At 46.8% G+C, this 26,999-nt stretch carries 20 protein-coding genes; 14 read left to right on the forward strand and 6 right to left on the reverse strand.

Annotation, left to right across the window (positions count from 1 at the left end; all coding sequences use genetic code 11):
* Positions 1–67 precede the first annotated feature (67 nt).
* The 3 genes from BQ9893_RS17890 to BQ9893_RS17900 are packed head-to-tail and all read left to right on the forward strand — an operon-like array spanning position 68 to position 1,772.
* Positions 68–730, forward strand: a complete 663-nt coding sequence (locus tag BQ9893_RS17890) for a phosphatidylserine decarboxylase family protein (protein WP_075967178.1) — start codon at positions 68–70, stop codon at positions 728–730.
* Positions 731–739: 9 nt separating this feature from the next.
* The gene (locus BQ9893_RS17895; RefSeq protein WP_075967179.1) at positions 740–1,444 is read left to right on the forward strand and encodes a CDP-alcohol phosphatidyltransferase family protein; all 705 of its coding nucleotides are present in this window, start codon (positions 740–742) and stop codon (positions 1,442–1,444) included.
* A gap of 52 nt (positions 1,445–1,496) precedes the next feature.
* Positions 1,497–1,772, forward strand: coding sequence for a DUF4834 family protein (locus tag BQ9893_RS17900; RefSeq protein ID WP_075967180.1), 276 nt, complete (start codon positions 1,497–1,499; stop codon positions 1,770–1,772).
* A gap of 5 nt (positions 1,773–1,777) precedes the next feature.
* On the opposite strand, the gene BQ9893_RS17905 is transcribed toward BQ9893_RS17900, so the two are convergent.
* A complete protein-coding gene (locus BQ9893_RS17905; protein WP_075967181.1) occupies positions 1,778–2,224 on the reverse strand; it encodes a nucleoside deaminase in 447 nt (148 codons plus the stop codon).
* Entirely contained in the window at positions 2,221–2,448 is a 228-nt protein-coding gene (locus BQ9893_RS17910; protein ID WP_075967182.1) for a hypothetical protein, read from the reverse strand. Before BQ9893_RS17910 ends, BQ9893_RS17905 begins: the two co-directional genes overlap by 4 nt.
* A gap of 70 nt (positions 2,449–2,518) precedes the next feature.
* On the opposite strand from BQ9893_RS17910, the gene BQ9893_RS17915 reads away from it, so the two are divergent.
* From BQ9893_RS17915 to BQ9893_RS17925, 3 genes are read left to right on the forward strand one after another with little or no spacing between them, the layout of a single operon-like run.
* Positions 2,519–2,884: a YraN family protein gene (locus BQ9893_RS17915; protein WP_075967183.1), complete on the forward strand. Its 366-nt coding sequence runs from the start codon at positions 2,519–2,521 to the stop codon at positions 2,882–2,884.
* 22 nt (positions 2,885–2,906) lie between these two features.
* A complete protein-coding gene (locus BQ9893_RS17920) occupies positions 2,907–3,263 on the forward strand; it encodes an MmcQ/YjbR family DNA-binding protein (protein ID WP_075967184.1) in 357 nt (118 codons plus the stop codon).
* Positions 3,256–4,011: a biotin--[acetyl-CoA-carboxylase] ligase gene (locus BQ9893_RS17925; protein WP_075967185.1), complete on the forward strand. Its 756-nt coding sequence runs from the start codon at positions 3,256–3,258 to the stop codon at positions 4,009–4,011. The genes BQ9893_RS17920 and BQ9893_RS17925 overlap by 8 nt, the downstream gene beginning before the upstream one ends.
* Before the next feature lie 44 nt (positions 4,012–4,055).
* On the opposite strand, the gene BQ9893_RS17930 is transcribed toward BQ9893_RS17925, so the two are convergent.
* The 4 genes from BQ9893_RS17930 to BQ9893_RS17945 form a co-directional block, all read right to left on the reverse strand.
* Positions 4,056–4,262, reverse strand: coding sequence for a hypothetical protein (locus BQ9893_RS17930; protein ID WP_075967186.1), 207 nt, complete (start codon positions 4,260–4,262; stop codon positions 4,056–4,058).
* A 107-nt stretch (positions 4,263–4,369) separates the two neighbouring features.
* Complete coding sequence (locus BQ9893_RS17935) at positions 4,370–7,159, reverse strand: sugar-binding domain-containing protein (protein ID WP_075967187.1); 2,790 nt, start codon at positions 7,157–7,159, stop codon at positions 4,370–4,372.
* Positions 7,160–7,383: 224 nt separating this feature from the next.
* Complete coding sequence (locus BQ9893_RS17940; RefSeq protein ID WP_075967188.1) at positions 7,384–9,399, reverse strand: RagB/SusD family nutrient uptake outer membrane protein; 2,016 nt, start codon at positions 9,397–9,399, stop codon at positions 7,384–7,386.
* Positions 9,400–9,414: 15 nt separating this feature from the next.
* A complete protein-coding gene (locus tag BQ9893_RS17945; protein WP_075967189.1) occupies positions 9,415–12,639 on the reverse strand; it encodes a SusC/RagA family TonB-linked outer membrane protein in 3,225 nt (1,074 codons plus the stop codon).
* A 705-nt stretch (positions 12,640–13,344) separates the two neighbouring features.
* Here BQ9893_RS17945 and BQ9893_RS17955 point away from each other — a divergent pair.
* The 8 genes from BQ9893_RS17955 to BQ9893_RS17990 all read left to right on the forward strand — a co-directional run bounded on the left by BQ9893_RS17955 (position 13,345) and on the right by BQ9893_RS17990 (position 26,999).
* Complete coding sequence (locus tag BQ9893_RS17955; protein ID WP_075967191.1) at positions 13,345–16,758, forward strand: glycoside hydrolase family 2 protein; 3,414 nt, start codon at positions 13,345–13,347, stop codon at positions 16,756–16,758.
* 367 nt (positions 16,759–17,125) lie between these two features.
* Positions 17,126–20,236 carry a SusC/RagA family TonB-linked outer membrane protein gene (locus BQ9893_RS17960; RefSeq protein ID WP_081415490.1) on the forward strand — a complete coding sequence of 1,037 codons (3,111 nt, stop codon included), beginning with the start codon at positions 17,126–17,128 and terminating at the stop codon, positions 20,234–20,236.
* Positions 20,237–20,247: 11 nt separating this feature from the next.
* Positions 20,248–21,831, forward strand: a complete 1,584-nt coding sequence (locus BQ9893_RS17965; RefSeq protein WP_075967193.1) for a RagB/SusD family nutrient uptake outer membrane protein — start codon at positions 20,248–20,250, stop codon at positions 21,829–21,831.
* Positions 21,832–21,941: 110 nt separating this feature from the next.
* Complete coding sequence (locus BQ9893_RS17970) at positions 21,942–23,240, forward strand: glucosidase family protein (RefSeq protein ID WP_244155186.1); 1,299 nt, start codon at positions 21,942–21,944, stop codon at positions 23,238–23,240.
* A 70-nt stretch (positions 23,241–23,310) separates the two neighbouring features.
* On the forward strand, positions 23,311–24,174 hold the full coding sequence (locus tag BQ9893_RS17975; protein ID WP_075967195.1) for a helix-turn-helix domain-containing protein: 864 nt from the start codon (positions 23,311–23,313) through the stop codon (positions 24,172–24,174).
* A 136-nt stretch (positions 24,175–24,310) separates the two neighbouring features.
* Positions 24,311–25,003: an RraA family protein gene (locus tag BQ9893_RS17980; protein WP_075967196.1), complete on the forward strand. Its 693-nt coding sequence runs from the start codon at positions 24,311–24,313 to the stop codon at positions 25,001–25,003.
* Positions 25,000–26,202, forward strand: a complete 1,203-nt coding sequence (locus BQ9893_RS17985; RefSeq protein ID WP_244155188.1) for a mandelate racemase/muconate lactonizing enzyme family protein — start codon at positions 25,000–25,002, stop codon at positions 26,200–26,202. Before BQ9893_RS17980 ends, BQ9893_RS17985 begins: the two co-directional genes overlap by 4 nt.
* Positions 26,203–26,207: 5 nt before the next feature.
* Positions 26,208–26,999: an SDR family NAD(P)-dependent oxidoreductase gene (locus BQ9893_RS17990; protein WP_075967197.1), complete on the forward strand. Its 792-nt coding sequence runs from the start codon at positions 26,208–26,210 to the stop codon at positions 26,997–26,999.

Genomic DNA, 26,999 nt, shown 5'->3' on the forward strand with positions numbered 1-26,999 from the left:
TTTTGTTATTCGGTAAAAATGAATATTTTTGCAAATTCTTACGATAAATACTCGATTAAATTAAAGAATGAAAGTACATAAAGAAGGAACAGGCCTATTGTTAACGCTATTCACGATATTCTTTGTCGTGGATGTAGCGCTGTATCATACTGTCGGTGGAGGTTGGGGATTCTATGCCACGGCTTTCGTCACCACAGCCCTGTTCTTGTTGGTACTTAACTTTTTCCGCAGTCCGTTCCGTCGTTTCCCGTTCGATTCGGAAGGGTTGGTGATCGCCCCTGCCGACGGTACGATCGTGGCGATCGAGGAAGTGATGGAGAATGAAATCCTGCACAAAGAATGCTTGCAGATATCCATATTCATGTCCGTTTTTAACGTGCATGCCAATTGGTTCCCTGTGAACGGGACTGTCAAGCACGTTTCGCATCAGAAAGGACGTTTTATGGCTGCCTACCTGCCGAAGAGCAGCACGGAGAACGAGCGTTCGGCTGTCGTGATCACGACCCGGGGAGGAGTGGACGTGTTGGCACGCCAGATTGCAGGAGCAATGGCGCGGCGTATCGTGACTTATGCCAAAGTCGGCGATAAATGCCATGTAGACGAGCAGATGGGCTTCATCAAGTTTGGCTCGCGTGTAGACGTTTACCTGCCGGTCGGGACGGAAGTCCTGATTGAAATGGATCAGAAGGTTACCGGTAATCAAACTCCGATAGCCCGTTTGGGAAAATAAGAGAAATAAATGAGCATCAAGAATAGCATACCTAATTTTGTTACCTGCTGCAGCCTCCTGTCGGGTTGTATCGCTTGTGTCATGGCATTGAGGGGAAACTTGCCGATGGCGACCCTGTGGATTGTCATTGCGGCTGTTTTCGATTTCGGCGACGGTTTTGCCGCCCGTTCCCTGCATGCATACTCTCCGATGGGGAAAGAGCTGGATTCTCTTTCCGATATGGTCAGTTTCGGGGTCGCTCCCGGAATGATTGTCTATTGGCTGTTGGAGCAGGCATGCATGACGATTCCCGCTTTGGGAGAGGCGGCCGGCTATGTCCCGTATATGGCTTTGGTGATACCTGTCTTTTCCGGGTTGCGCCTTGCCAAATTCAATATCGATGAAAGGCAGACGACTTCTTTTATCGGTATGCCTGTCCCGGCTCATGCTCTTTTTTGGGCGTCTATCGGATATGCGTTCCATTCTGCCGTACCGACGGACAGTATCGGGTTTATTGTAGGAACGATAGTTGTGGCGGTCCTGTTCTCGTTTTTGTTGGTCTCGGAGATCCCGATGTTCTCATTGAAAGTGAAATCGTTGGCCTGGAAAGGCAATGAGCTTCGCTATATTTTAATAGCCGGAGCGGTGGTCTTTGTAGCTCTCTTTGGCGTTCTGGGTATTGCCGGAACGATTATCCTCTATATAACCTTGTCTTTTTTTAACAAAAGAAGATAAACAAGGATTCGTATCTTTGTGTTTGTGTAGTGAATCAACTAAGTGACGGAATATGATTAAGTTTTTGTTTGTTATGTTCTTCTTTTTTATCCTGTTGGTTTTTCTAATGGGATTCTCTATCTTGCGTACTTTTAAAAATATCCTGTTCGGAAGCGGGAACAGCGGAAGTAGCGGGAAAAAGAGTGAACAGCGCCGTCAAACAAGCGGTTACTCTTCCGGTGCGCACAGCAACAGCTCCGTACGCGATGAGTACGCCTCGCAGGCCTCCCGCAAAAAGATCTTTGCAAAAGATGAAGGGGAGTATGTGGACTATGAAGAGGTGAAATAGGTTGTTCAGCGCTTGCGCTGAAAGAAGTTGCGCATTTCTTCGGCGCATTCGTTTTCGAGAACCCCTTTTTTGACTGTCGCTTTAGGATGTAAGGCTTTCGGTGCATATTGCTGGAAGCCTCTTTTTTCGTCTGTCGCCCCGTAGACGATCTTGCTCAGTTGTGACCATCCGATCGCTCCGGCACACATCACACATGGTTCGACTGTCACGTAGAGGCTGCATCCAGTCAGGTATTTGGCTCCTAAGACACCGACTGCTGCCGTTATTGCCAGCATTTCGGCATGGGCGGTCGGATCGTTCAGGCGTTCTGTCTGGTTGTGGGCACGGGCTATGATCTGGTTATTGCATACGATAACGGCTCCGACGGGAACTTCTCCCTCATCGGCTGCTGCGCGGGCTTCTACCAGCGCCTGCTTCATGAAATATTCGTCGTTGAACGGGTCGATGATCATCTTCTCATTTCGTTTTCATTGAAGAGGGTGGGATAGTCCTCTTCCAGGGTTTTAAGTATGTGGGACAGGATTGTTTCGCGGTACCAACGGGATTTGTTGATGATTTTATACCTGGCAAGATAACGCTCCACGGCCTTATGCTCGTCATCGTTGAGCATAAAAGTGACTTTGTGCACGCGTGGGTGGTTCGGCAGCGGAGATGAATATTTACGTTTCATTGTCATAGTTTTGCAAATGTAAGGGTGAAAGCGCAAATAAAAAAGAAAAACAGTATATTTGTGCAAATTACATGAAATGGCTAAACGGAACGAAACGGGAAAAGAGGGAGAATCGGTTGCTCGTGCTTTTCTGGAAAAGCGAGGTTACAGGATTACCCATACGAACTGGCACTGGCATCATTATGAATTGGATATCGTAGCAGTCAAAGATGCTTGTCTGGTTGTGGTTGAAGTAAAGACACGTTCGGGAGATTATCTTTTGGCGCCGGAAGAAGCGGTCGATACTCTCAAAATCCGCCGTATCGTGGCGGCGGCCGATGCGTATGTCCGCTTTTTCAATCTTGAACTGCCGGTCCGTTTCGACATCATAACTGTAATAAAGAAAGGCGAAGAGTTTGAAATAGACCATATAGAAGATGCATTCTATGCTCCTTGCCGCTAATAAGCCAAAATAAGGAAACAGTATGAATATAGAAGAAACCAGGGAATATTGCCTGTCGTTGAAGAACGTGACGGAATGTTTCCCTTTCGATGATGTTTCGTTGGTGTTCAAAGTAGAAGGGAAGATGTTCCTGCTCCTGCCTTTGGATGCCGAGGAACCGTGTGTTTCGCTGAAATGCAGTACCGATTATATCGAAGACCTGCGCGAACGATATGCGGCAGTGGAGGGCGCTTGGCATTTTAACAAGAAATACTGGAACACCATCTATCTCGACCGGGATATGCCGGACGGGGAGATCAAACACTGGATCCATCATTCTTATCGCGAAGTGATCGCCAAGTTACCGAAAAAAATAAGAGAAGCTTACGAAAATGAATAGCAAAAACGAAACACCACAGATCATCCGGCTCGCCGAGACGGATTCGACCAATAACTACCTGCGGGAACAATGTGTAAAAACAGGGTTGCCGGAAGGCAGCCTCGTCATAGCCGATTTCCAGACAGCCGGAAAAGGGCAGGTTGGGAACTCGTGGGAATCGGAAGCGGGGAAAAACCTGATGTTCAGTCTCCTTCTATACCCTGATTTTCTTCCGGCGAACCGCCAGTTCCTGATTTCCCAGATAGCATCCTTGAGCGTGAAGGAGACGCTGGATGGGTATACGGATTCTGTTACGGTGAAATGGCCGAACGATATTTACTGGAAAGACCGTAAGATATGCGGAATGCTGATCGAGAACGATCTCTCCGGGCAGCATCTCTACTGTTCAGTAATCGGCATCGGGCTTAATATCAACCAGGAGATATTCCGTAGTGATGCGCCCAATCCCGTATCTCTGACTCAGATTACGGGTAAGACGTATGACCGGGAAGAAGTCCTGACCCGTTTCTTACGTATCTTCTTTCATTATTATTCTCTGTTGTTGCAAGAGAAAGAGAATGAAATCCGGGCTGCCTATATGACGGCCTTATATCATGGTGACGGTTATTATTCCTATATAGATGAAAACGGCCCTTTCGAAGCTTGTATCCATGCAATCGAATCGACCGGCCACTTGATCCTCCGATTGCGTGATGGGGAACTGCGAAGATATGCATTCAAGGAAGTGACTACCGTTGTCCCCCGGTAAGAAATCCCGATTGATCCGTCATTGCGAACGTCCGGTTCCGCCATTTATGGCATCCGGTCTTTCTTCTTGTTCCGAATCTTCAGCCGTTTGATCTGCAGGAAACGCAGCAGGCCGATAACAAGAACAGTCACCGCAATCACCCCGAAATATTGCACATAATCAGGATCAGCTTGTTTGCCAGGCCAGCCGATTATGCTCATGATGATCAGGTAAATCAGTAGAACTGCTGTTGTTAAGTTTACTTTCTTCATCGCATTTTTTCGTATTTGAATACAAACTTAGAGAAAAATATGGTTGAGATAGCTCACCCCCTCGATGATTTTCCAGTCGAGGGGGTGAATATGATTTTTTTTGTCTATCAGTAGATCGAGTCGTTTTTTTCTTTTAAACTTCTTTGTCCAGAAGTCAGGAACGTACTGATTGTAGCGGGAGAGGTCTGTTGTGACGGATTGAATTCATCGGATTTCATATATTCTATGATACTGTACAACAGTTGTCTCTTTTCCGGATTCTTTTCCTGTTCGCGGAGTAGGTCCATGCTGCATATGACTAACTTCCCATTCAGGCAGTTCGTTTCGAACAAGTTAGTCAGACGGCGGTTGTTGGCGAAGTTGTCCACACATTCGATGAGAGGAGTGATCTCGGTATATAGGCTGTCAATACAGAGTGTCTTTGACTGTGTCGTGAGTCGCCACCATTGCCAGTCGGTATGGCTGTCGGTCGGGAAGTGTGCGAATGCCGGATGGTTTGGATCGAGCAGCAATCCCATTGTTCCCGCCTGTTTTGGAAAATGTACCGGGCTCCAGAATACGGGGACGAATTTACCTTCCAATCCTTTCAGAGATTCGTAAGGGGGGTTGAACAAGACCTTTTTCCCTTCTTGCAAGGCCTTTTCGGCAGTGGCGAAACGGTCTGTGATAATGATGTCTCCTTTGTTGATGGTCAATGATGCCGGGTACACCCATATTTTCCACTCGTTTGTGTAGTCACTTCCTTTCAGGGTTGCCGACAAGGTCAGTTCTTTTGCTTCCGTGATTTGGTTTAGTTGGCAACGGATGTTTCCAGCAGGACTGTTTTCTCCGACGGGAAGCGAACAGGTCGGAAATTCTCCCTGCGCAACCGTTTGCCCGTTCCGATCGGTCAGTTTCCAATCGATAACTGCATTCTCGATTGCTTTGTCGCTATAGTTCACCACTTCGATAGTCGCTTCAAATGGTTCGTCGGAAGTATAGGTTGCTTTAGAGAAACGAGCCAATGGGGTTACCGGGGCGCAAGACTGGCGGAAGGAAGCAGCTTCTGTCACCCCTTTACTTTCCCAAAAAGCATTCAGCAAGCCGACGAGAGCTGTTCCCTGCCCAGGGAAATCATGGAGGTCGAGTAGTTGGAAACCACTGATTCCAGGTGTTCTCATCGCCCTTTCGATCTCTTCTTTATAGAGGAGGGCAGCCAGTTTGCCTGTCGCCATCAGGTAGTCGTCTGCTTTGTCTGCTAATCCTTTCTTTTCAAGGTCTTCTTTTACGCCTTTGAAGTTTAGCGGATCCAGTACACCTGTATATTTTTCGATCTCTTTCAAGTCGGGATAAACTGCATATTGCCCTATTTCGTGCGTGACGAGCGGAACGTCCATCCCTTCGACCGATGCAGAATAATCCTTGTCGAAGCGGGGGGATTCCGTGTTGAATACGCCTTGCCCACGCACCCATCCTTTCTTCGTCCATTGGGTGATAAAGAAATCGTCATTCGCTTCCGGCCAATTTCCATGCCCTTTCTCGAAAGTGAAGGAGGTAGTGGTGTAGAGGTGGCGCGGATCCTTTTCTTTGACATGATTCAGGAGTGAGCCCAAGAATTCGAAGTCATATTGCAGCTCGTTTCCAAGACTGAGTAGGCAGAAAGAAGGGTGGTTGCCGTATTCTTCCAATATACGGTCAGCTTCGGCATATAAATAGGGAGCACGTTTGTCATTGCATAAATTGGTGGACCAGAGCGGAAGTTCGACTTGTAGGTAAAAGCCAAGCGAGTCTGCCACCTCGAATGCTGCTTTGGGCGGGCACCAAGAATGAAAGCGGAGATGGTTCAGCCCCCATTCGCGGGCAGTTGAGAATACCTTTTCCCAACCTTCGTGCTGCATGGGAGGATATCCGGTTAGCGGGAATATGCAGCATTCCAGCGTTCCTCTTAAAAATATCTTCCGGTCATTCAATAGAAGCGCCGGTCCTTTCTTTTCCAGATCCCGGAAACCGAACTTGATTTCCCGGGAATCTTTATACGGATCTGTTTCGATGGAAGCCCGGAGCGTATAGAGGGTGGGCGAAAACTCGTTCCAAGTCTGGATGTCGTCCTTGACCGGACAAACCAGGTCGATGAGGTTCTCTCCGGGTTGGAGGGTTATGCGTTGCTGTATTTGTGTTGCAGGGTCCGTTGTCGCTTTTATATCGGCGGTTAATGTGCCGGTAGTTACAGCCCCCGAATTGTTTATCTGGCATCTTATCTTTACCTGTTTGTTTTTGTAATCCGGGTATGCCTGTAAGTTACGGATTGATAGGGCATCTTTAGCTGTTAGGGCTATTTCTCCGATTATTCCGTTCCACATGATCTGTGTCTCGTTGGTATAGGCATGTGCCATGTCACCTGCCGTGATATCATATCGTTTCCGGTTATCGACGCGAATCGTGATTTTATGCTTGCCGGGAGTCAACTGTCCCGTTAGGTCGTACAGATGCGGAGCGACCAGGCTTTCTTGCATGCCTTCGACCTGTTTTCCGTCCACCCATACGGCTGTTTGCCAGATGACGCGTTCCAGTTTTAGTTCGATTTCTTTGTCTTTCCAGCTGGAGGGTATATCAACTTCTTTGCTGTACCAGGCCGGTCCGACATAACTGTTTTTTCGAGTTAGGTGTAGGACTTGTGGCTTATGGATGGCAGGAGCCAATTTGTTTGGCGTTCCGTATCCGGCATCATCGGTAGTTCCGGGTAACTGGATCGTGTTTTTTAAGTTATGTTCGGCCCAGTTTTCTTTTATTCCCGTGTCGGTACTATCTAATGCAAATTCCCATTCCCCGGCCAAGGATATGTGGGAGAGATCGTTTTTACATGAAAACATGCACATCAGGAGTGCTGTCAGTAAAAGGTAAATGTTTATTCGTCGCATGAATCAGATATTAAGTTTATCGTATGCAAATTAAGCCTTTTTCCATAGTCTAAAAAATAGACTAAATCGTGATTATAATGGAGAATCTTTTTAAAGCTTTTGATGATGGAAAGTCTCAAAAGAATCATTTTGTGATAAGAAGGAATGCTTTTGAAAGAAAAATGCAGTTTCTGCAATAAGAAGTGCTCCTTCTTATTGCAAAAGCTGCATTTATACCTGGAAGTTTACCGGATAGCCGGCATGTTTGCTTCTGTTGGCCAGTATGGATTCTGGTAAATAGGAGAATCTTCTACATTTCCGGTACTTGATGTGATATCGAAATGCTGGATATTATATGGGGTCAGATAGTGTGCCATCGACCAGCGATATCCGTCCTTTGCGATGTTGTTGTTTACTTTCTCGTATGGACGGAGGTATTTGCTGCGTGTCGGTTCCGAAACGTTTGATTTAGGATTGTCCATGCCATATACCAATTGTGACGTACCGTCTTCATTTTTATACCAGTTCTGCATTTCACCCCAGATTTTGAATCCTTCAATGTGGTAAGGCGTGTTGATCATCTGGTCCATCGCTCTCCAACGGCGTAAGTCCATATAACGTAAGGCTTCTGCCATTAGTTCGCAACGACGTTCGCGGCGGATGTTATACAGAGTCGGATCTATCAGTTGTCCAGCCGAGTATGCGCCCCAGTCGTTCAGAGCTTCCTTCGTCATATCTGTCGCACCGATTGTTTTGTTGTAATCCGGATCAATATGAGAGCGTTCGCGTATTTGTCTCCAGTAACTCTGAGCTGTTCCGTCTAAAGCACCGTCCCGTTCGTAGCAGGCTTCCATGTAGTTGAGCAAGGCTTCCGTGCCGCGGAATGCCAAAGCACCGGTATAGTTCTGAGTGTTGTCGCATTGCTTCTGTTCGTAGCTTCCGCCTTTACGCAGGGCGTAACCTGTAGAATAACCTTTTTCCGCGTTACTGTTCAGGATAACCGGATAGGGTTCGACAGGCACAGCCATGTCTCCTCCTGCCGCTTCAAACAGGATGTTCTTTTGTCCCGGTTCTTTGAGGAAAATGGATAGGCGTGAATCACGCTCCTTACGCACATCGGCAATTGTTTCATCTCCTTGGTAACCGCTGTTGGGCGAATAGATCGGCAGACCGTTGGCCATCAGGAACCCTTCTACCATACCGCGTGTAAGTCCGATACCGTAGTTCCCGTGTTGCCCGGCCGTCACGACATTGTGCGTAACCCCTAAGGCTTTACTGTATGGACGCCATAATAAGACTTCACTGTAACCGGACATATTCTCTGCTGAAAACATATCCATATAAGGGTTGGCGGCTTCTACGGCGGATTGCTGTACCAGTCCCGTGTTTTCAACCAAAGTAATTTCGTCTCCCACTGCTTTGGATGCTTCCATCGATTGTGTTAGGAAATAGTTGATTTCTTTGTCTATATCTCCTGTCGGGAACTGATAACCGGCATTATAGTCTTTACTTTTTCCCGGCCATTCCGGTCCGTTAGGCACGAATGCCGTGTTTTTAAAATATTTCAACCAGGTTCCTTCAAAAAGGGCGACACGCGATTTAAGTAATAATGCTGTTTCCTTGTTTATACGCGTTTTGTCGGTTCCTTTGCCTGATCCCATCAACATGATTGCCGAATCAAGATCGGAGAGGATGAATCGCGCCACCTCGTTGCGGGGTGAACGTTTGCTGGCTTCTATCAGTGGTTCCATCTGGTCAGGAACTGTGTTGCGCACAATCGGGAAATCGCCAAACATCTGATAGCGTTTGAAATATTCGTGTGCCCGTAGGAAGTAAATTTCACCGATGTATTGGCGGATTTTAGTTTCGTCTCCGGAAAGAGTCTTTCCGTTATAGCGGGGCAGGACGTTTTCGAGGAAATAGTTGCAGCTGTAGATGAACTTGAAACGATAGGGATCGTCATCCATTTTCTGCGACTGTTTGGTTTTCCATTGTCCGGAAATATACCGATCGTTATAATTGAAACTAGCCTGGTTGTCGGTGTCTTTGTCCTCACCGAAAATGCCGTAGCCATAACTATGTCCGGGCAGTATGTCTTTGTATAGTCCGTTTGCATAAGATGCCAGTTGCGATTCCTCCACCAGATATTTATCCGGTGAGATCGTGGCTTGGGGCTCCTGATCCAGGAAGTCGTTGCAGGCACTGAAAACCGCGATTAATGCGGCTCCGGTTACATATTTGAATATATTGATCTGTTTCATGATGCTTTTGTTTTGTTATAAAGTTACACTTATACCGAAAGATATCGTTTTGGATAAAGGATAAGCATTCCCGTTTTTATCCGTATCGTCACCTCCTCCGATAGTTTCGGGGTCGAACATGTTTGCCAATGATGTACCGGTCCACAAGTTCTCACCAGAGACAAATACGCGTAGTTTCGATACATAAAACTTGTGTGTCAGGTTTGCGGGCAAGGTATAGCCTAACTGGACATTTTTTAGACGAATATAGGCTGCATTCTGCAGATAAGCAGTCTGTCTTTGTCTGTTCTTACTTGAATCGAATACAGGACGAGGGTAGTAAGCATTTAAATTCGCTGGGAGATCGTTTGATGCTTCTGCACGAAAATAGTCCGCATGTTCTACGAAACCGGTAGAATGCCAGAGGCTGGTCGCTCCCCAAAAATAGGCACTGCCTTGCCAGTAATCACGTTTCATGACTCCTTGGAAGAAGGCGCGGAAATCAAATCCTTTATAATCGGCATTCAGGTCAAGGCCGAATAAATAACGCGGAGTATTGTTACCGATCTTTTTCATATCGCCCATATCGTCATATTTGTTACCGCCATTATCGATTTTACCGTCTCCGTTCAAATCTTTGTACATGATGTCACCGGCGTCCCAGTTCGTTCCTAATGCGTTTTGCCCACCGTTCGGAAGTGAGGCCAGATGCTGGTCCATCTCGTCTTTCGATTTGGCAATACCGATCGTTTCGTATCCGTAGATATCGCCCATCATCTGGCCTGCCTGGTATTTGTCCAGAGTATTGGTCGGGTTGGGATAACGGGTGATTTTGGTACGGGCATCGGATAGTATGAACTTGACTCCATATCCCAAGCCGTTTTGTAACCTGTCGTTCCAACTGACATCCAGGTCGAAACCGTAAGTCTTCAAGTCCGTATTGTTCGTTTTTGGCACTTCCAGGCCGAGGATATAAGGTAATTCGGGGGCCGGACCTACCATGTCGAGCGTCATGCGGTTGTAATAGTCGAACGAACCGGTCAGACGGTTGTTGAAAGCTCCGAAGTCGAACCCGATATTCCAGTTGCGGACACGTTCCCATCCCAAAGACGAACTGATAAGGCCCGGAACTTCTGCTGTATTTGGCTTCATCCCGTTTTGCAGCCAGTCGCCGTTGCTTGCTTTTATGGTCAGTACCCGGTAAGTCGGATACCACTCTTTCGTGTTCTGATTTCCTAATTCGCCGTATGATCCGCGTAATTTAAGTGTCCCTACATATTCGGCGACCGGCTCCCAGAAACTTTCACGTGCAATGTTCCATCCCAAGGAGAAAGAGGGGAACCAGTTCCAGCGTTGTTCTTTCCGGAAACGGGATGTGCCGTCGTATCGCAGGTTGATTTCAGCCAGATATTTACCTTGGTAGTCGTAGTTAATACGTCCGAAGAATCCAGCAGTAGACCAGGCATATCGTGCTCCGTTCGTACTCGGAGTTATCATGTTTCCGTAATAATCCTGTCCGGTGGTTATATCGACTTCCGGTTGTCCCGGAACGATAATGCCGTCACGTTGTAATCCGAATTCGGTCTTTTTTAGCTGTTCTGCTTGGAAACCGACCATTCCTTTGAAATTATGTCCGGATTCGAGGCTATGGGAGTATTCCGTGTAAGCATTGATGTTCATGTAGTTTTCTTTGAGTTGGTCTTCATGGACATTTGAGCTTGAGTCATATACATACGGGTTTCCGTGGACATCATGATTATACAGGTATTGTTTGTCCCAGTGGCGGTTGGCCGACATGATCCTGTAATTGAAATCCATATGGGTGATCCAGTTCTTGACCGGTTCTAAGATTAATGAAGCCTGTTGGTAGATGTTGTCGGTCTGGGTTTTGTCCCGTCCTCCGTCTCTCAGTCCCAGAGCGGGAGAAGGGGAGGAATACATATAGCCGTTATCATCATATACCGGCAATGTCGGCCATCCCTGTCTTGCAAGATCTCTGAATAAGTCGCTCTTCAAAGCGGAAGGACGGCCGAAATCTTCACGGGTGAAACGGTTACTGTAGTTGAGCTTTGCCCAGTTTGTCAGTATAAGATTAATCTTGGCTGTTGTCGTGTAACGGTTATAGGTATCCTGATTGAATTCCATCAAACCATTTTGATCAAGATAATTCATGGAGAGATAATAATTGATTTTTTCCGAACCACCATTTAGGCTCAGGTTATGCTCCTGCGAAAAAGTATGGTCACGGTAGATCGTATCGTACCAGTCTGTATTGGCGTTACCGGCCGTATAGCCGTCATACCAGTAATCTCCGTTTGCAAGACTGACCGTGGATAATTTACCATCCCGATAATCCTTGATACGTTGTAAATGTTCCGGTTTAAAATAGGCTCCGTCTCCTTTGTTAAAGGCTGCATCATTGTAGAATGTGGCAAATGTGTAAGAGTCCATTTGTTTTGGCATTTTGACAGGACTTCCCCATCGGAAATTGTTGTTGTAGTTGACGGTCGTTTTACCGCTCTTTCCGCTTTTGGTTGTTACCAGAATAACCCCGAACGGTGCACGTGAACCGTAAATCGAAGAGGCTGCCGCGTCTTTCAAGACAGAGATATTCTCGATGTCTTGCGGGTTTATGGAGTTGATATCGCCCTCCATGCCGTCGATCAAGACCAATGGCCCGCTTTCCGAACCCTCGCCGATAGTACCTGTACCACGGATACTCATATCCATTTTTTTGTCCAGAGTACCGCTTGTGGTCGAGATCTGCAAGCCCGGGACCATACCCTGAAGGGCTTGGACTGCATTCTGGACAGGGCGTGATTCCAAAGCCTCGGCATTGACTGTTCCGACCGAACCAGTCAGGTTTACTTTCTTCTGTGTACCGAATCCTACTACTACTACTTCATCCAGTTTTTGTGTGTCTTCTTTCAGTACGATATTCAGAACGGTCTGTCCTGTGAATTTAATTTCCTGGGTGATAAATCCGATATACGATATCTGTATGATATCACCATTTTTTACTCCTTCCAATGTGAACTGCCCGTTCATATCGGTCATGCTGCCATTTGTGGTGCCTGTCACCACAACAGTAGCTCCGGCCATTGGGCCGAAGCTATCTTTTACTATACCAGTGATTTTCCCGTTCTGTTGGGGAAAGTCTACATTCGGTTGTCCGGATGTTACCTCTGCATGGCTGGCTACAGGATAACTTAATATACCGGCTAACAGGATTAGACTGATCGGTTTCAAGTTTTTCAACATACTTTATGTATTTAGTTATTTAATAATAGATATATTCTATTCTATTTATAGTTGTACTTCATTTGAATAGGTTCGTTATATATTTGAAATGACATTTTAGTATCATGTTAAACTTTTGCAAAGTAATGTGATATAAGATGTGTGTAAAATGGATTATTCTATTATTTGATGGATTATATTATTAATGGTGTATTGGCTGTTGTATCCTTATGTGTGTATTATATACTTGTATATCATTTAAATACTGTTTTGCCTTAAATGGGAATGATAGACTGATATTTTATATTGTAATAATGTACTATTATGATAATATGTGGATATTTCTTGTTTTTATTTATACAAAAAGTATATATTGAGGAATATAATAATCGAAAAATACAACAAAACGGAACTATAAGATCTTTTACTATATCAAGACTTCGGTAAATTTTTATCGGGATTTTAAGAGGCATTAAACAGAGAGCCGTTCTCTACAGATGGTTCAATGGATGGGCGCGAAGTCCCGGATTATTACAGAATTGGGTTTCAACCGGAAAAATAGTTTTTTCGTCATAATCAGGAATATGAAAGCAGTTCCGTTTTGTGTTAGTTTTCCTGTTTTTTGTTCCTGGCAGAATTGTATTCTATTAAGAGAGAGGGAAGAAAGATTTTTGGATTGTCCGTACTTTTGCATATCGGATTTTGTAAATATAAAACAGAAACAATATGCGTATGGTCAATCTATGTAAAAACAAGTTGTTCAGTACCGGGCTTATGCTCTTTGTGTGTCTTGGCTTATTGGCCCAGAACAAGGAGATGCGGCGGGTGGCTGCGAACGATTGCGGGGTAACGAATGCACAAACTTTCCTGATCAAAGGGGACGACTATACATTGCCGGATTCTTTCACGGGAAGCAAAGAGGCGAAAACCTGTAATTTCGGCGGAACGGTCATCTATGCTTTCGATCAGATGGATATACAGGCCGATTACCGGATGGAGGTGGTCTATCTGGCTGACAACCGGAGAGAACAGCGTATCGTGGCTGACGGCAATGAAGTGCAGGCTCCCGTTGTGCTTGAAAAAGGGAAGGAGCAGCGCTACATGATCGACCTGCCGAAGAAAGCCTACGCTTACGGACAGTTGGTTCTGGTGTTTGAAGTCTTGAAAGGAGATAATGCGATTGTTTCGGAGCTGAACCTGTATTCGTCCAATCCGGCCCAGTTGAAGCCTTTCGGGGAAGAGCGTAAAACGGAACTGGCGCATACCCAGGCCTATACGGTGGATACGACTGTTTGTGTGGAAAAAGTTTTACCTGTATATACCATCAAGCCTCGTCAGGTAGCCGGTGTCTATAATCCGGTCCTGTCCTTAAACGGGACGTGGTTGTTTAATGAAAAGCCTGCTGCCCGTTTTTATGAACAGAAACAGAATGGGCAGGACTGGAAGCCGATCGTGGTGCCGGGACAGTGGTCCATGCAGGGCTTTAAAGTCGATTCTGCCGGTTTCGGCGGCTATCAGACTACATTCACGTTGCCGGCGGACTGGCAAGGGAAACAAGTGAAACTGCGTTTCGACGGTGTCTCCAGCGAGTCGGTCGTGTATCTGAATGGAAAGGAAATCGGTTCCCATATGGGGGGAATGACGGCCTTTGAACTGGATGTCACGAAAGGGTTGAAGGCGGGTGAAAACCTGTTGGCCCTGCAGGTACGCAGCGAGTCGTTGGCGGATATGTTAGGGAGCCTGACTCAATATGCGGCACATCAGTTGGGAGGCATAACCCGTAAAGTGACACTCTTTGCCGTTCCGGATATCCATTTGTCGGATCTTCGTATCGTGACGGATCTGGACGATGACTATAAAAATGCAGACCTGAAAGTATATGTGTCGGTAAACAATAGTTCGGAAGACGTACAAAAAGATGTATCGGTTCGCCTTTCCCTTTCCGGACTGCCTGTTGTCCTGAGCCGGCATATTCCGGAGATTGCCGCCGGGTCTTCCTGGAGCGGTTGGCTGACTGGCAAAGTCGTTTCTCCGGATAAGTGGGATAACGAGCATCCATCTTTATATACGATGAAAATCGAAGTCGGAACCTCGGACAAGGTTGTCGAGCAGATAGAGAAACGTTTTGGCTTTCGCGAGATACGGATACAAGGAAATCGTTTGTTGGTAAATGGCAAGGCTGTCAAGTTGAGAGGTGTTTGCCGCCATGAAATGCACCCGTTGACTGGACGTGTGATGAATCCTGCCCTGGAACGGAAGGATGTCGAGTTGTACCGAGATGCGAACTGCAATTTTATCCGTACTTCCCATTATCCTCCTTGTGAAGAGTTACTCGAAGTCTGTGACGAACTGGGCATGTTCGTGGAAGTGGAAGCACCGGTCTGCTGGATCGGCCATCATGCGAATGAGAACTGGAAGGTGCTGAACTATCGTGATCCTAAATACTATCCGTATGTATTGCAGGCGAATATGGAGATGATTCAGTTCTACCGGAACCATCCTTCCATCATCTTCTGGTCGATGGCGAACGAATCTTACTGGAATAAAGAATTTGCACAGGTAGAGGTCTATATGGAAAAAGCCGATCCTACCCGTCCGTTCACGTTCCACGACCAGGCCTATGGCGGGTTCAACAACCAGGGCAGTACGGCCCCGATCGCAAATATCCATTATCCGGGTCCCAACGGATATAAGGTCGCCGCCAAAAGCGACCGGCCGATGACGTATGGCGAATACTGCCACCTGAATGTCTATAACCGGAGCGAGCTGGTGACTGACCCCGGCATCCGTAGCGATTGGGCATTGGCACTGGCTCCTACGTGGGACAATATGTATAAGACACCGGGCGTTTTAGGCGGTTCTATCTGGTCTGGTATCGACGATATATTCCAGATGCCTAACGGGAATGCAGTCGGTTATGGCCCCTGGGGACCGATCGACGGCTGGCGTCGCCCGAAACCGGAGTACTGGGATATGAAAAAGATATACAGTCCGGTCCGTGTGACAACCGAGGCGCTATCTCCTGCCAACGAACTGGTCATCGACCTTGAAAACCGGTACACCTATACAAACCTGGATGAACTGCGTATCACGTGGACGTACGGAGAGGAGAAGGGAACGGCTTTCGTAGACCTGGAACCCGGTGAAAAAGGACAACTTCGCATCCGGATTGCCCATCCCGAAAAGGCGAATGAACTCTATCTGTCTTTTGCCGATCCCCGCGGCTTTACTGCCGATGAGTATTTGATTCCTGTCGGCAGACAGGTACAGAACGAATTGCAGGCGTTGCCCGCTACTTCTACCCGCTTGAAAGAAAAGAAAGACCGCTATGTCGTTACCGGAAAAGATTTTAGTTGTGAGATCAGCCGTGTATCCGGCCAGATACTTTCGGTAAAGAAAGGGAAAAAAGAAATATTGAACGGTGGCCCGTGGCTGATGGCCTTGCCGTTGACAGGTGGAGGATGTTATCCGAATCATAATGCCAATACGCCTGTGTTCAATGACCTTTGCTCGGACTGGAAAGTAGAAAAAGTAGAGGCAGTCCAACAGGGTGATGACATCCTGGTAAAGGTGGCAGGCGCTTATAAAGAGTTTTCCGGTTCTTATGACCTGAGAATAAATGCAGGAGGCGAACTGTCGGTAACCTATTCGTTCGATGCCCTTGAAGAGGTGAATCCGAGGCAGTGGGGACTGGTTTTTGAAGCTCCTGTTTCTTATGATAAGACCTTCTGGCGCCGGGATGGCATGTGGAGCGTTTATCCGGCCGACCATATCAGCCGTCCGGTAGGTGAAGCCTGTCTCTTTTATGAAGGACTCCCTGCGAAAGTCGATCCACGTACGGAACCTGCCTGGTCTTGGAGTATGGATTATAACGAACTGGGAAGTAATGATTTCCGTTCCACCCGCCGGAACATCTGGTATGCCGGCCTGAAAGACGGAAACGGCAGTAAGATTACCGTCTCTTCCAATGGCAAACAGCATTGGCGCTCTTGGTTGGAAAAAGACAAGATCCGTTTCCTGGTTGCCGATTTTGTTACGGCAGGAAACGAGATGTTCCTCAGCAGTTATTATGCTCCTTACCGGAAGCCGTTGAAGAAAGGAGACAGGATCGGAGGGAAGGTTGTAGTAAGAGTGGAATAATCGTAAGATTGTCCATCCTGATCTTGTTATTGTCTATTTTTTGTGCAATAGGTTATTGCTTACTTTGCTGTATCTAAGAAAACAAGATTGATTTATTATTGATGAGATTATGTGAGAGTGTTTCTTAAATAAACAGGACTCTGACGCTGTATAAGCGATAAATGCATTTATCCCGGTGCTGAAGGTTTTCACCTTCAGCATCCAAGAGTTCTATGCGATGATTATTAGGGAATTTAGAAAGAAAATGTGTATGCCAAAAAGAAATCCGACAGTATAAGTTAGGATTTTGAAATCATCCAAAAATGTGAGAAAATTTATTTATACGGCATAACGCCGTGTTTCATGTTAATTATTTAATTCCATTATTATGAACAAAACAAATGGTGTAAATTATGTCAGATTTCTGCTCGTCGGAGTTGGATTCTTATGCGTGGAGGGCACGCCTGTTTTGGGAGAAACAGTTATTTCAGATAAGTCTGATATCATGAAAATGTCCATTACGAACGATTCCAGGATCTCTGGTGTCGTAGTCGATCAGACTGGTCTTCCGGTTATCGGCGCAAATGTGTCCGTGAAAGGAACGACGAACGGGACGATTACGGATATGGATGGAAAGTTTGATCTGGAAGTTCCTGCCGGAGCCCAATTGGTCGTATCTTATATCGGTTATATCACCCAAGAGTTTGCGGTTGGCAATAAAACGACTTTCCAGATTGTATTAAAAGAAGATACTCAAAACCTGGAAGAGGTTGTCGTTGTTGGGTACGGAGTCCAGAAAAAGGTGAATATGACAGGTTCTGTAGCGGCCATTAATTCGGAATCGTTGGCTAACCGGCCAGTAACCAACGCCTCTACTGCGTTGCAAGGGATGTTACCGGGTGTAACCGTCGTGCAGAACAGTGGGCAACCGGGTAAGGATAATTCTTCGATCCGCATCCGTGGTGTCGGTACGTTGAATAATGCAAACCCGATGTATGTCGTGGACGGTTTGATCGTTTCTACGATTAATGACATCGATCCGAACGACATCGAGAGTTTGTCTGTATTGAAAGATGCGGCGTCGGCGGCTATCTACGGTTCGCGTGCCGCCAATGGTGTTGTTTTGGTGACGACAAAGAAGGGTAGTAAAAAAGCGGCTACTTTGAAATATGACGGTTATGTGGGATGGCAATCTCCGACTTCTCTGCCTGAATATCTTCCTTCTCATGAATATGCGGAACTGTATAATATGGCATTGCGCAATGAAGGGAAGAGTCCTGCTTATACGCCAGATGAAATAGAAAAATTCAGAAATGGCAGTGATCCTGACAACTATCCAAACACTGATTGGTTAGGCTTGTTTTATAAAGATAAAGGTTTCCAGCATAGCCATCGTGCGGAAGTGAGCGGCGGTAGCGAAACGACTACCTATATGTTCTCCCTGGGATATTTGGGACAGGACGGTATCATTGAAAATTCCGACTTTCAACGTTATAACTTGAGAGGAAACATCAATACTCAGATTAATAAGTTCTCTGTTGGGGTCAATTTCTCTTATACTTACGGAAATACAAATGAACCGATCAGTTCCTGGACCGGGGATTTATACCAGATTTTCCGCCAGATAAATCGTATTGCTCCGTTTGTTCCCTATAAATATTCGAATGGTTATTACGGTTACATTGCCGACGGCAGCCCGATGGCTTGGGTTGAATCGGGTTCGATCCATAATCAGAAATACTATACGACTCGTGCTGTTGGAAATGTTGGGTATGAGATCATAAAAGGATTGAAGATACAGGAAGTGATTGGCTACGAACATACGGGAAGTTCTGACGAAAAGTTCCTGAAGGATATCCAGTACTATAATTGGAAAACAGGCGAACCCAGCCAATATCAGGGACCGAACAGCCAGACGGATGACCGTGAAGATTATATGATGCTCAATCTGCAAACCTTATTGACTTATAACAATACGTTCGGTAAACACACCATTGGCGCTTTAGCCGGTTTTTCGCAGGAATACAGCCGCCGGGATTGGACGATCGGCAAACGCATCAACTTCCTGAATAACGATCTGTGGGAACTGAATGCCGGTTCACCGGACGGGCAGACTGCAGAAGGTTCGGCTAATGAGTATGCCCTACGTTCGTTCTTCGGACGTGTGACGTATGATTATGACAACAAGTATTTGTTCGAAGCCAATATACGTCGGGATGGTACTTCCCGTATCAACCGGGATACCCGTTGGGGAACTTTCCCGTCTTTCTCCGCTGCATGGCGTATTATCAACGAGCCGTTTATGGAACCAGCATGTGATATCCTGTCCGATTTGAAGATCAGGGCCGGTTGGGGAAAACTGGGTAATCAGCAGTTAGGTACTGACAACCGTAAAGCGATCGAATATTATCCGTACCAATCCGTATTGTCACAGAAAAACTATGCATTCGGCGGTAAGGTGAACCAGGGAGTCGCTCCGGTCGACGGCGCCAATAATGATCTGAAATGGGAAACGTCCAAGACGACTAATATCGGCCTGGATATGGGATTCCTCCAGAATATGTTCACGTTGACAGTCGATGCGTATTGGAAAAAAACGTATGATATCTTGATGAAATTGCCCGTAAGCACGCTGTATGGGTTGGAAGCCCCTTATCAGAATGCCGGAGAAGTGACGAATAAAGGTATAGAAATGCAATTCGGGTATAAATATGCCCATAAAGATTTCACCTTTAATGCAACAGCGAATGTGGCTTACAACAAAAATGAAGTGACCAATCTGCATAATGAGGGTGCAAAGATCTGGGATGGTTTCAAATTCAAACAGGAAGGACATCCTATCAATTCATTCGGCGGTTACGAAGTACTCGGTATTTTTACTGACGAAGATGATCTGAAGAACAGTGCCGTTATCAATCGTGAGCAGGCCGGGTTGGGTGACTTGAAGTACAAAGATCAGAATGGTGATGGTAAGATTGACGGTGAGGATCGTGTTTATTTGGGTAGCTGGGATCCTTCCTGGACATTTGGCCTGAATTTGAGTGCTACATGGAAAGGTTTCGATGCTTCTGTCTTCTTCCAAGGAGCAGCCGATGTGAAAGGTTTCCTTCAAAATGAAACGGTCGGACGCTTACAGGGTAATACGGCTAAGCCGACCGCTCTGTTCCGTGATTCCTGGGATGCGGAAACCAATCCGAATGGTAAATTCCCTCGTCCGTTGACTACTTGGAGACAGAACGATTCGGAAACGAATCCATCGGACTTTTGGATCATCAATTCGTCTTATTTGCGAATGAAGAACATCCAGATCGGATACACGTTGCCGAAGAATGTCTGCGACTTTATACGGGTTCCGAAAATCCGCATTTATTATAGTGGACAGAACTTGTTGACTTTTACCGGATTTAGCGATGGTTTTGACCCTGAAGCCCCTGTCGGTGCCCGTGGTTACTATCCTCAGGTAAAAGTAAATACGTTTGGATTAAATGTAACCTTTTAAATAGATATATCATGAAAAAATATAGTTTATATGCTGTACTGTTACTCTTCATAACATCTTGTAGCAGTGATTTTCTAGATCGGAATCCATTGGATCAACCGTCGAATGAAACATTCTGGAATACGGAAAAAGATGCGTTGGCTGCTGCAACCGGCTGCTACGAAAAGTGGTTCAGTATGGATGAGGTGGTCTATTTCGATTGTGCTTCCGATAATGCTTACAATCCTTTCCCATGGGAAGGTTGGCAAGTACAGGCTACCGGTTATGCAACGGCTAACGATTATGGGCAGAATTATATGAAATATGATAAGATTGTTCGTTGTAATAACTTCCTTGCCAACATCGACCGTCCGGAAATGAGTGAAGAAATACGAAGCCGTCTGACGGCGGAAGTCCGCTTTTTGAGGGCTTGGCATTATTTTTTGAAAGTGACTCTTTACGGGGATGTGCCTTTGGTAAAAGAAGTGCTGGATGTTAATAATTCATACCTGCCTCGTACTCCGAAAGCCGAGGTTGTGAAATTTATTTTGGATGAATTGAACGAGATCGTTCCCTTACTGCCGGAGACGTATGCCAGTAGTGATGCTGGAAGAGTCACCAAAGGAGCTGCTCTCACGCTCAAAGCCCGTATGGAGATATTCGAAGGCGATTATGCTGCTTGTGCTACCACATGCGAGCAGATTATGAAGTTAGGGTATTCTTTGTTCCCTGATTATAAAGGTTTGTTTAAGATCGCCAATATGGGTAACGAGGAAGTGATTCTGGATGTCCAATATGTGGAAAATCTGGCGAAGAACTGGGTTCTTGGTGTAATGCCTCCTGCTTCTGTCGGAGGCTGGTCTTCTATCAATCCGACTCAGGCATTGGTGGATGCTTATGAATGCATAGACGGAAAAACGATTGAAGAGTCTCCTTCCTATAATCCTAAAGACCCGTATAAAGACCGTGATCCCCGTTTGGCAGCTTCTCTGATTTACCCGGGTTGCCTGTATGAAGGTAGTTATTTTAATCCGATCGATATTAAAGATCCGACCGGTGACTATTATGCGCCTTACGGGCGTTCGAAAACCGGTTACCATCCGCGTAAGTACATTGATAACTTGGGTGATTATGCCGATATGTGGAACACGGGAATGAATGCGATCGTGATGCGTTATGCCGAAGTTTTGCTGATGTATGCCGAATCGAAGATCGAGTTGAACCAGATAGACGCTTCCGTTTATGAAGCGCTTGATGCGATCCGGACCCGCGCCGGTATGCCGACAATAGATAAGGCGATCTATAACAATCAGTCGAAGATGCGTGAACTGGTACGTCGTGAGCGTCGTGTCGAGTTGGCACTGGAAGGTCTTCGCTGGTTTGATATCTGTCGTTGGAAAATCGGTGAAGAGGTTATGCCGGGGCAAGTGTATGGCGCACTATTGGGGACGGTCGATGCCGAAACCGGTGCTTTGAACCTAACAGATGAACGGATAAAAGTTGAAATCCGTCTGTTTGATCCGGCGAAGCATTATTTGTGGCCGATCCCGCAGAGTGTGATTGATGCCAGTGTGACCAACGGAGAACCGACCATGGTACAGAATCCTGGATACTAATTTTTTGTTAATAATAATAGTACCGGATCTTAACGGACCCCCATAGCCTGTGTCTTAACGGGCTATGGGGTATTTTAAATATCATGTGTGGAATGAAAATATATAAATTTATGATACGATTGTTATTTGCCATAGGGATTGTCGCTGCTTTTATTTTTGGAGGGTGTACTCCTTCTGCCAAACAACAATTGGCTGAAACGATCTCCCAAGATATTTCGTTGAGTGTTGTTGATAGTATGGCACGAGCGACTATACGGGAAGGGTTTAATGCCGGTAGCGGATATTCTCAAATATGGGCTCGTGATATGAATACCTTTATTGAGGTGGCTTGTGAAGAGAATGATACGGAAGAGATCCGCAGTGCCATATTGCTCTTTTTTGCCTTGCAGCAATCGAACGGGGAGATGATTGACGGTTATGTGCTCAAGGAGGATTTTACTTGGTATGATGACACGCCTTATTATTCCGAAGCAGCCCCGAAACATGTCGCATTCAAGAATACGGTGGAGACAGACCAGGAGACCTCTTTAATACAAATTGTCGGGAAGTATATACGTAAGACTGGCGATCGTTCCATCCTGGAAGAAGAAATTGCCGGACGAACAGTCAGCGAGCGTATAGAGGAGATGGTGAACTATCTGATGCGCGAACGTTTCGATGAGAAATACGGTTTGCTGTACGGAGCGATGACTGCTGATTGGGGCGATGTCCAACCAAACGATGATTTCGGTTGCGATATGAACGAACTCTCTCATGCAGCAATCGATGTGTACGATAATGCCATGTTTATTATTGCCTTGGACTATCTGGTAGAACTGTATCCGGAAGAGGCAGACAGGCAGAAGTGGCAACAGCAGCGTGAACGGATTGCCGGGAACGTGCGTAAACATTTGTGGGATGCCGATCGGCAAAAGTTTATTCCGCATGTGTATCTCGGAGAATCCCCGATACCTGCCGGCTTTGATGAAAATGCAATCCATTATCATGGAGGTACCGCCGTGGCGATAGAAGCCGGGTTGTTGTCGCATGAGGAGATTGCGGTAGTAAATGCTCAGATGCTTGAAAATGTCCGATTGTCCGGTATGCCCAGTATCGGCTTGACGCTTTATCCCGTATATCCACAAAATTTCTTTCATGGTTGGATGGCTGAACCATATGTTTATCAGAATGGGGGAGATTGGACTTGGTTTGGTGGGCGTATGATTCAGCAACTGGTGGCTAACGGGTATGTAGAAGAAGCCTATGCTGAAATTCGGCCGATGCTTGACCGGGTTATTCGTAACAAAGGGTTCTATGAATGGTATGGCAAGGGAAATATACCCAGTGGTTCAGGTAATTTTAAAGGCTCCGCAGGCGTGTTGGCAAAGGCGATTGCAATGTTGAAGCATTGGGCGGAAGAGAATAAGTGATATTTTATCTTGCGTTTTTTTATTCAGTTGTTTTTTAGTAGATTTGTTCGGTCTACAAATGTAATACGTTATGGAACATTCATCTGAACAATCGTTATGGGGAATGCTGGAAGGCATCACCGAGAATCTGAAGCATAAACGGCTGGCGGATGTGTTTCGTTTTGTATCGTTCCGCCCGTTCGAGACGTTCGGGCCGCATAAACATCTGCGTATTGAGATCAATTATGTGAAGAAGGGCAATTGTATCCTGCATCTGGAGAACGAGAGCATCAGTTTCAGTGAGAACGAGATGATGGTGATTTGTTCCAACGTAGAGCATACTTTCGAGGCCGGATCCGAAGATACGACCCTGATGCAGTTGGAGTTCCTGCCGGAAGTATTCTCCCGTTTCAATCCGGACGGACACGGACAGACGAAGGATTTGGCACCTGTCACGATCTTTTCCGAAGAGAACCGGTTGATCAAGATTGTGAATAACGTCCGTATCATGCGTGCCGTGCAGCGTATTGTCAATGAGATGAACCAGAAGAGCAAATACTACCAATATCTGGTTGTCATGTACTATGCCGAACTGCTGATCCTGATTTACCGTTACCTTGATGAGGCCTATCTTCCGATTTGTACAAACGATTCGTTGAAAAAGGCGATCTCCTATATCCGTTTGAACTACCGGTCCGATATCACGATCAGCGATGTCGCGTCACAAACCGGAGTCGGAGAACGGTACTTGCGCAAACTATTCTCTCAGTACCTGAGCCTCTCTCCGTTGGACTACCTGAACCAAATCCGAATTAACAAAGCGATCGAACTGCTGCGGAACACGGAAATGTCCGTCAAGGAAGTCTGCTTTGCCTGTGGTTTTCAATCCCCTCAATACTTCTCCCGTATCTTCAAACAACAAATGGGCATCTCTCCGCGAGAAGTAACAAAATAGACAGTGCCGTTTTCTCTACTTTTTCCCTTTTTCTGTTCCTCGTAGCATAAGCAACCAGGGGTGTTTATGCCGTATCTTCTTCTCTTCGGGCTTTATCTTTGCTGGTAGAAAGACGAATTGTAAAAAGGAATTCACAATGAAAGAATGGAAAGACGATAAAGCTCTGTTTGCTTTGATAAAAGATGAGCTTTACACCGCGGTGGTCGGTGATATTATGGATAAGATGGGTTATACCCGCCAGTTTTTGCCACCTCGTATCCGCCCGCTTCGTGACGACATGCTGGTTGCCGGACGTGCCATGACGGTATTAGAGGCCGATGTGCTGGATGCCGGAAAGGATAAAGGGGTGAACCCTGTGTTGAAACGCTCTTTCGGTTTGATGCTTGAAGCGCTGGACGACCTGAAGGAAGACGAGGTATATGTTTGTTCCGGTTCTTCTCCTGCTTATGCTTTATGGGGCGAATTGATGAGCGCACGTGCGATCCAGTGTAAAGCTGCCGGGGCGGTTGTCAATGGCTACTCCCGCGATACAAAAGGAATTTTAGCATTGGATTTCCCTTGTTTCTCCTATGGCCCTTATGCTCAGGACCAAGCACCGCGTGGAAAGGTGATCGACTACCGTGTGCCTATCGAGATGGAGGGCGTACGGATCAATGACGGGGATATCCTGGTCGGCGACATCGACGGCGTATGTGTCGTGCCCCGTGAGATCGAGGAAGAAGTGTTTACCCGCGCCTTGGAGAAAGCCCGTGGCGAACGGATGGTTTTGAAGAAGATACAGGAAGGGATGAAAGCCCGCGATGCTTTCGATAAATACGGAATTATGTGAAATATGATAAAAAGGTAGGAGACAACATAATGAAAATTACAGACGTAAAAGTATGGTTGGTCCAGGGCATCAAATACAACTGGACATTACTGAAGATATATACCGACGAAGGCTATACCGGCGTAGGCGAAGCTACCAACTGGCCTGGCAGCCCGATCGTTTTCGAAGCCGCCAAGCATGTCGGACAGCGCATCATCGGCCTCGACCCGATGAAGACCGATTTTATCTGGACGAAGCTCTACCGCGACCTGAACTGGATCGGCCCGTACGGAGCCAGCCTGTGTGCGATCAGCGGCATTGACATGGCGTTGCTTGACTTGAAAGCAAAGGTATTGGGCGTTCCTTGCTACGAATTGTTGGGCGGAGCTTACCGGAAAGATATCCTGCTCTATGCCAACTATTGGTTTACCGGCGGAGGACACAACGAAGCGGATTATGCCGCCCAGGCACGCCGTGTCATGGACGCCGGTTTTACGGGGCTGAAGTTCGACCCCTTCGCCCACACGAACTATTTCTATGGTGAAGACCTCGCTTCTAACCTAACCCTGACGGCGGAACAGCAGGACTTGGCGTTCAACGTCTCCAAAGCCGTACGCGAGGCTGTCGGTCCTGAATGCGATATCATGATCGAAACGCATGCTATGCTGAACTACCGGATTGCCGTCAAGATGGCGGAGCGGCTGGCAAAGCTCGATATCACCTGGTATGAAGAACCGGCAGGCCCGGAAAGTTCGCAGACGCTCCGTGCCATGCGCGAACGCATCCCGTCGGATGTCGCTATCTGTGTAGGTGAGCGCCATTACACCCGTTTTGGTATCCGTTCGCTGCTGGAAAAGCATGTGTGCGACGTGATCATGCCCGATATCACCCGTTGTGGCGGACCGTCAGAGATGAAACGGATGGCTACGATGGCGGAAGCCTACAACGTCTTGATCGCCCCGCATAACCCGAACGGTCCTCTTTCGACACTTGCTTCTTCACATGTTTGTGCCGCAATCCCGAACTTCTTCCGTCAGGAGTTTATGTTCAACGATGTTCCCTGGCGCGACACGGTGATCGACCATCCGATAGCCGAGATGGTCTATGACGGTCATCTGTACTTGTCCGACCGTCCCGGTTTGGGCGTGGATCTTGTTGAGGAAGAGATAGAAAAACACCCCGGCATCACGACGGATGCTCCCGATAACTTTTATATCTGATCCGTATGAGTTTTGCACTCGATTATAAAGATAAGGTAGTCCTGGTCACCGGAGTCTCCTCCGGGATCGGGCTGGGTGTCGCAAAGGAATTCGCACGGGCGGGTGCGAATGTGGCAGGTTGTTCGCGTAAATCTCCGGACGATGCGAGCGTACAGGCTTTCCGGGAGGCGGTAGAGTCTGAAGGCGTACGCTCGTTCTACAGGCAGGCAGATGTGACGGATGTGGAGGATTTGAAAGGCTTCGTCGAAGGTACGGTCGGAACTTTCGGACGTTTGGATGTGGTTGTCTCCAATGCCGGCATGAACGTGTTCGAGGGAGCCGAAGGTTGCACGGAAGAACGTTGGCATTACAATCTCGATCTGAACCTGGCATCTCACTGGCGTCTGGCTAAACTCTGTAAACCTCATTTAGAGAAGAGCGGCGAAGGCGTCCTGCTCCTGATGACTTCCAACCATGCTTTCAGTTCCATCCCCGGATGTTTCCCTTACAACGTGACGAAGACGGCTATCACCGGTCTGGTGCGCAGCCTGGCGATCGAGTGGGGACCGGCTGTCCGTACGGTGGGGGTAGCTCCCGGATTTATCGATACGGCGGGCAACGATACTTGGTTTGACTCGTTCCCTGATCCCGAAGCGGAACGCCGGCGGACGATCAATCTGCATCCGGTCAAACGGATCGGGACGGTCGAAGAGGTAGGGGCATTATGTGTTTATCTTGCTTCTCCATATGCACGATTTATCTGCGGGACGACGATCCTGATGGACGGCGGACGTTCGGCGTTGATGCAGGATGAATAA

Origin of the sequence: Parabacteroides massiliensis (assembly GCF_900155425.1) — a bacterium.
Classification (GTDB): domain Bacteria; phylum Bacteroidota; class Bacteroidia; order Bacteroidales; family Tannerellaceae; genus Parabacteroides; species Parabacteroides massiliensis.

What these genes read in the sequence shown, in the direction of transcription:
- BQ9893_RS17900 (WP_075967180.1), top strand. Translation starts at nt 1,497, where the DNA reads ATGATTAAGTTTTTGTTTGTTATGTTCTTCTTTTTTATCCTGTTGGTT.
- BQ9893_RS17910 (WP_075967182.1), bottom strand. Translation starts at nt 2,448, where the DNA reads ATGACAATGAAACGTAAATATTCATCTCCGCTGCCGAACCACCCACGC.
- BQ9893_RS17960 (WP_081415490.1), top strand. Translation starts at nt 17,126, where the DNA reads ATGAACAAAACAAATGGTGTAAATTATGTCAGATTTCTGCTCGTCGGA.
- BQ9893_RS17980 (WP_075967196.1), top strand. Translation starts at nt 24,311, where the DNA reads ATGAAAGAATGGAAAGACGATAAAGCTCTGTTTGCTTTGATAAAAGAT.
- BQ9893_RS17970 (WP_244155186.1), top strand. Translation starts at nt 21,942, where the DNA reads ATGATACGATTGTTATTTGCCATAGGGATTGTCGCTGCTTTTATTTTT.
- BQ9893_RS17930 (WP_075967186.1), bottom strand. Translation starts at nt 4,262, where the DNA reads ATGAAGAAAGTAAACTTAACAACAGCAGTTCTACTGATTTACCTGATC.
- BQ9893_RS17895 (WP_075967179.1), top strand. Translation starts at nt 740, where the DNA reads ATGAGCATCAAGAATAGCATACCTAATTTTGTTACCTGCTGCAGCCTC.
- BQ9893_RS17945 (WP_075967189.1), bottom strand. Translation starts at nt 12,639, where the DNA reads ATGTTGAAAAACTTGAAACCGATCAGTCTAATCCTGTTAGCCGGTATA.
- BQ9893_RS17990 (WP_075967197.1), top strand. Translation starts at nt 26,208, where the DNA reads ATGAGTTTTGCACTCGATTATAAAGATAAGGTAGTCCTGGTCACCGGA.
- BQ9893_RS17975 (WP_075967195.1), top strand. Translation starts at nt 23,311, where the DNA reads ATGGAACATTCATCTGAACAATCGTTATGGGGAATGCTGGAAGGCATC.
- BQ9893_RS17915 (WP_075967183.1), top strand. Translation starts at nt 2,519, where the DNA reads ATGGCTAAACGGAACGAAACGGGAAAAGAGGGAGAATCGGTTGCTCGT.
- BQ9893_RS17905 (WP_075967181.1), bottom strand. Translation starts at nt 2,224, where the DNA reads ATGATCATCGACCCGTTCAACGACGAATATTTCATGAAGCAGGCGCTG.
- BQ9893_RS17920 (WP_075967184.1), top strand. Translation starts at nt 2,907, where the DNA reads ATGAATATAGAAGAAACCAGGGAATATTGCCTGTCGTTGAAGAACGTG.
- BQ9893_RS17925 (WP_075967185.1), top strand. Translation starts at nt 3,256, where the DNA reads ATGAATAGCAAAAACGAAACACCACAGATCATCCGGCTCGCCGAGACG.
- BQ9893_RS17955 (WP_075967191.1), top strand. Translation starts at nt 13,345, where the DNA reads ATGCGTATGGTCAATCTATGTAAAAACAAGTTGTTCAGTACCGGGCTT.
- BQ9893_RS17890 (WP_075967178.1), top strand. Translation starts at nt 68, where the DNA reads ATGAAAGTACATAAAGAAGGAACAGGCCTATTGTTAACGCTATTCACG.
- BQ9893_RS17940 (WP_075967188.1), bottom strand. Translation starts at nt 9,399, where the DNA reads ATGAAACAGATCAATATATTCAAATATGTAACCGGAGCCGCATTAATC.
- BQ9893_RS17935 (WP_075967187.1), bottom strand. Translation starts at nt 7,159, where the DNA reads ATGCGACGAATAAACATTTACCTTTTACTGACAGCACTCCTGATGTGC.
- BQ9893_RS17965 (WP_075967193.1), top strand. Translation starts at nt 20,248, where the DNA reads ATGAAAAAATATAGTTTATATGCTGTACTGTTACTCTTCATAACATCT.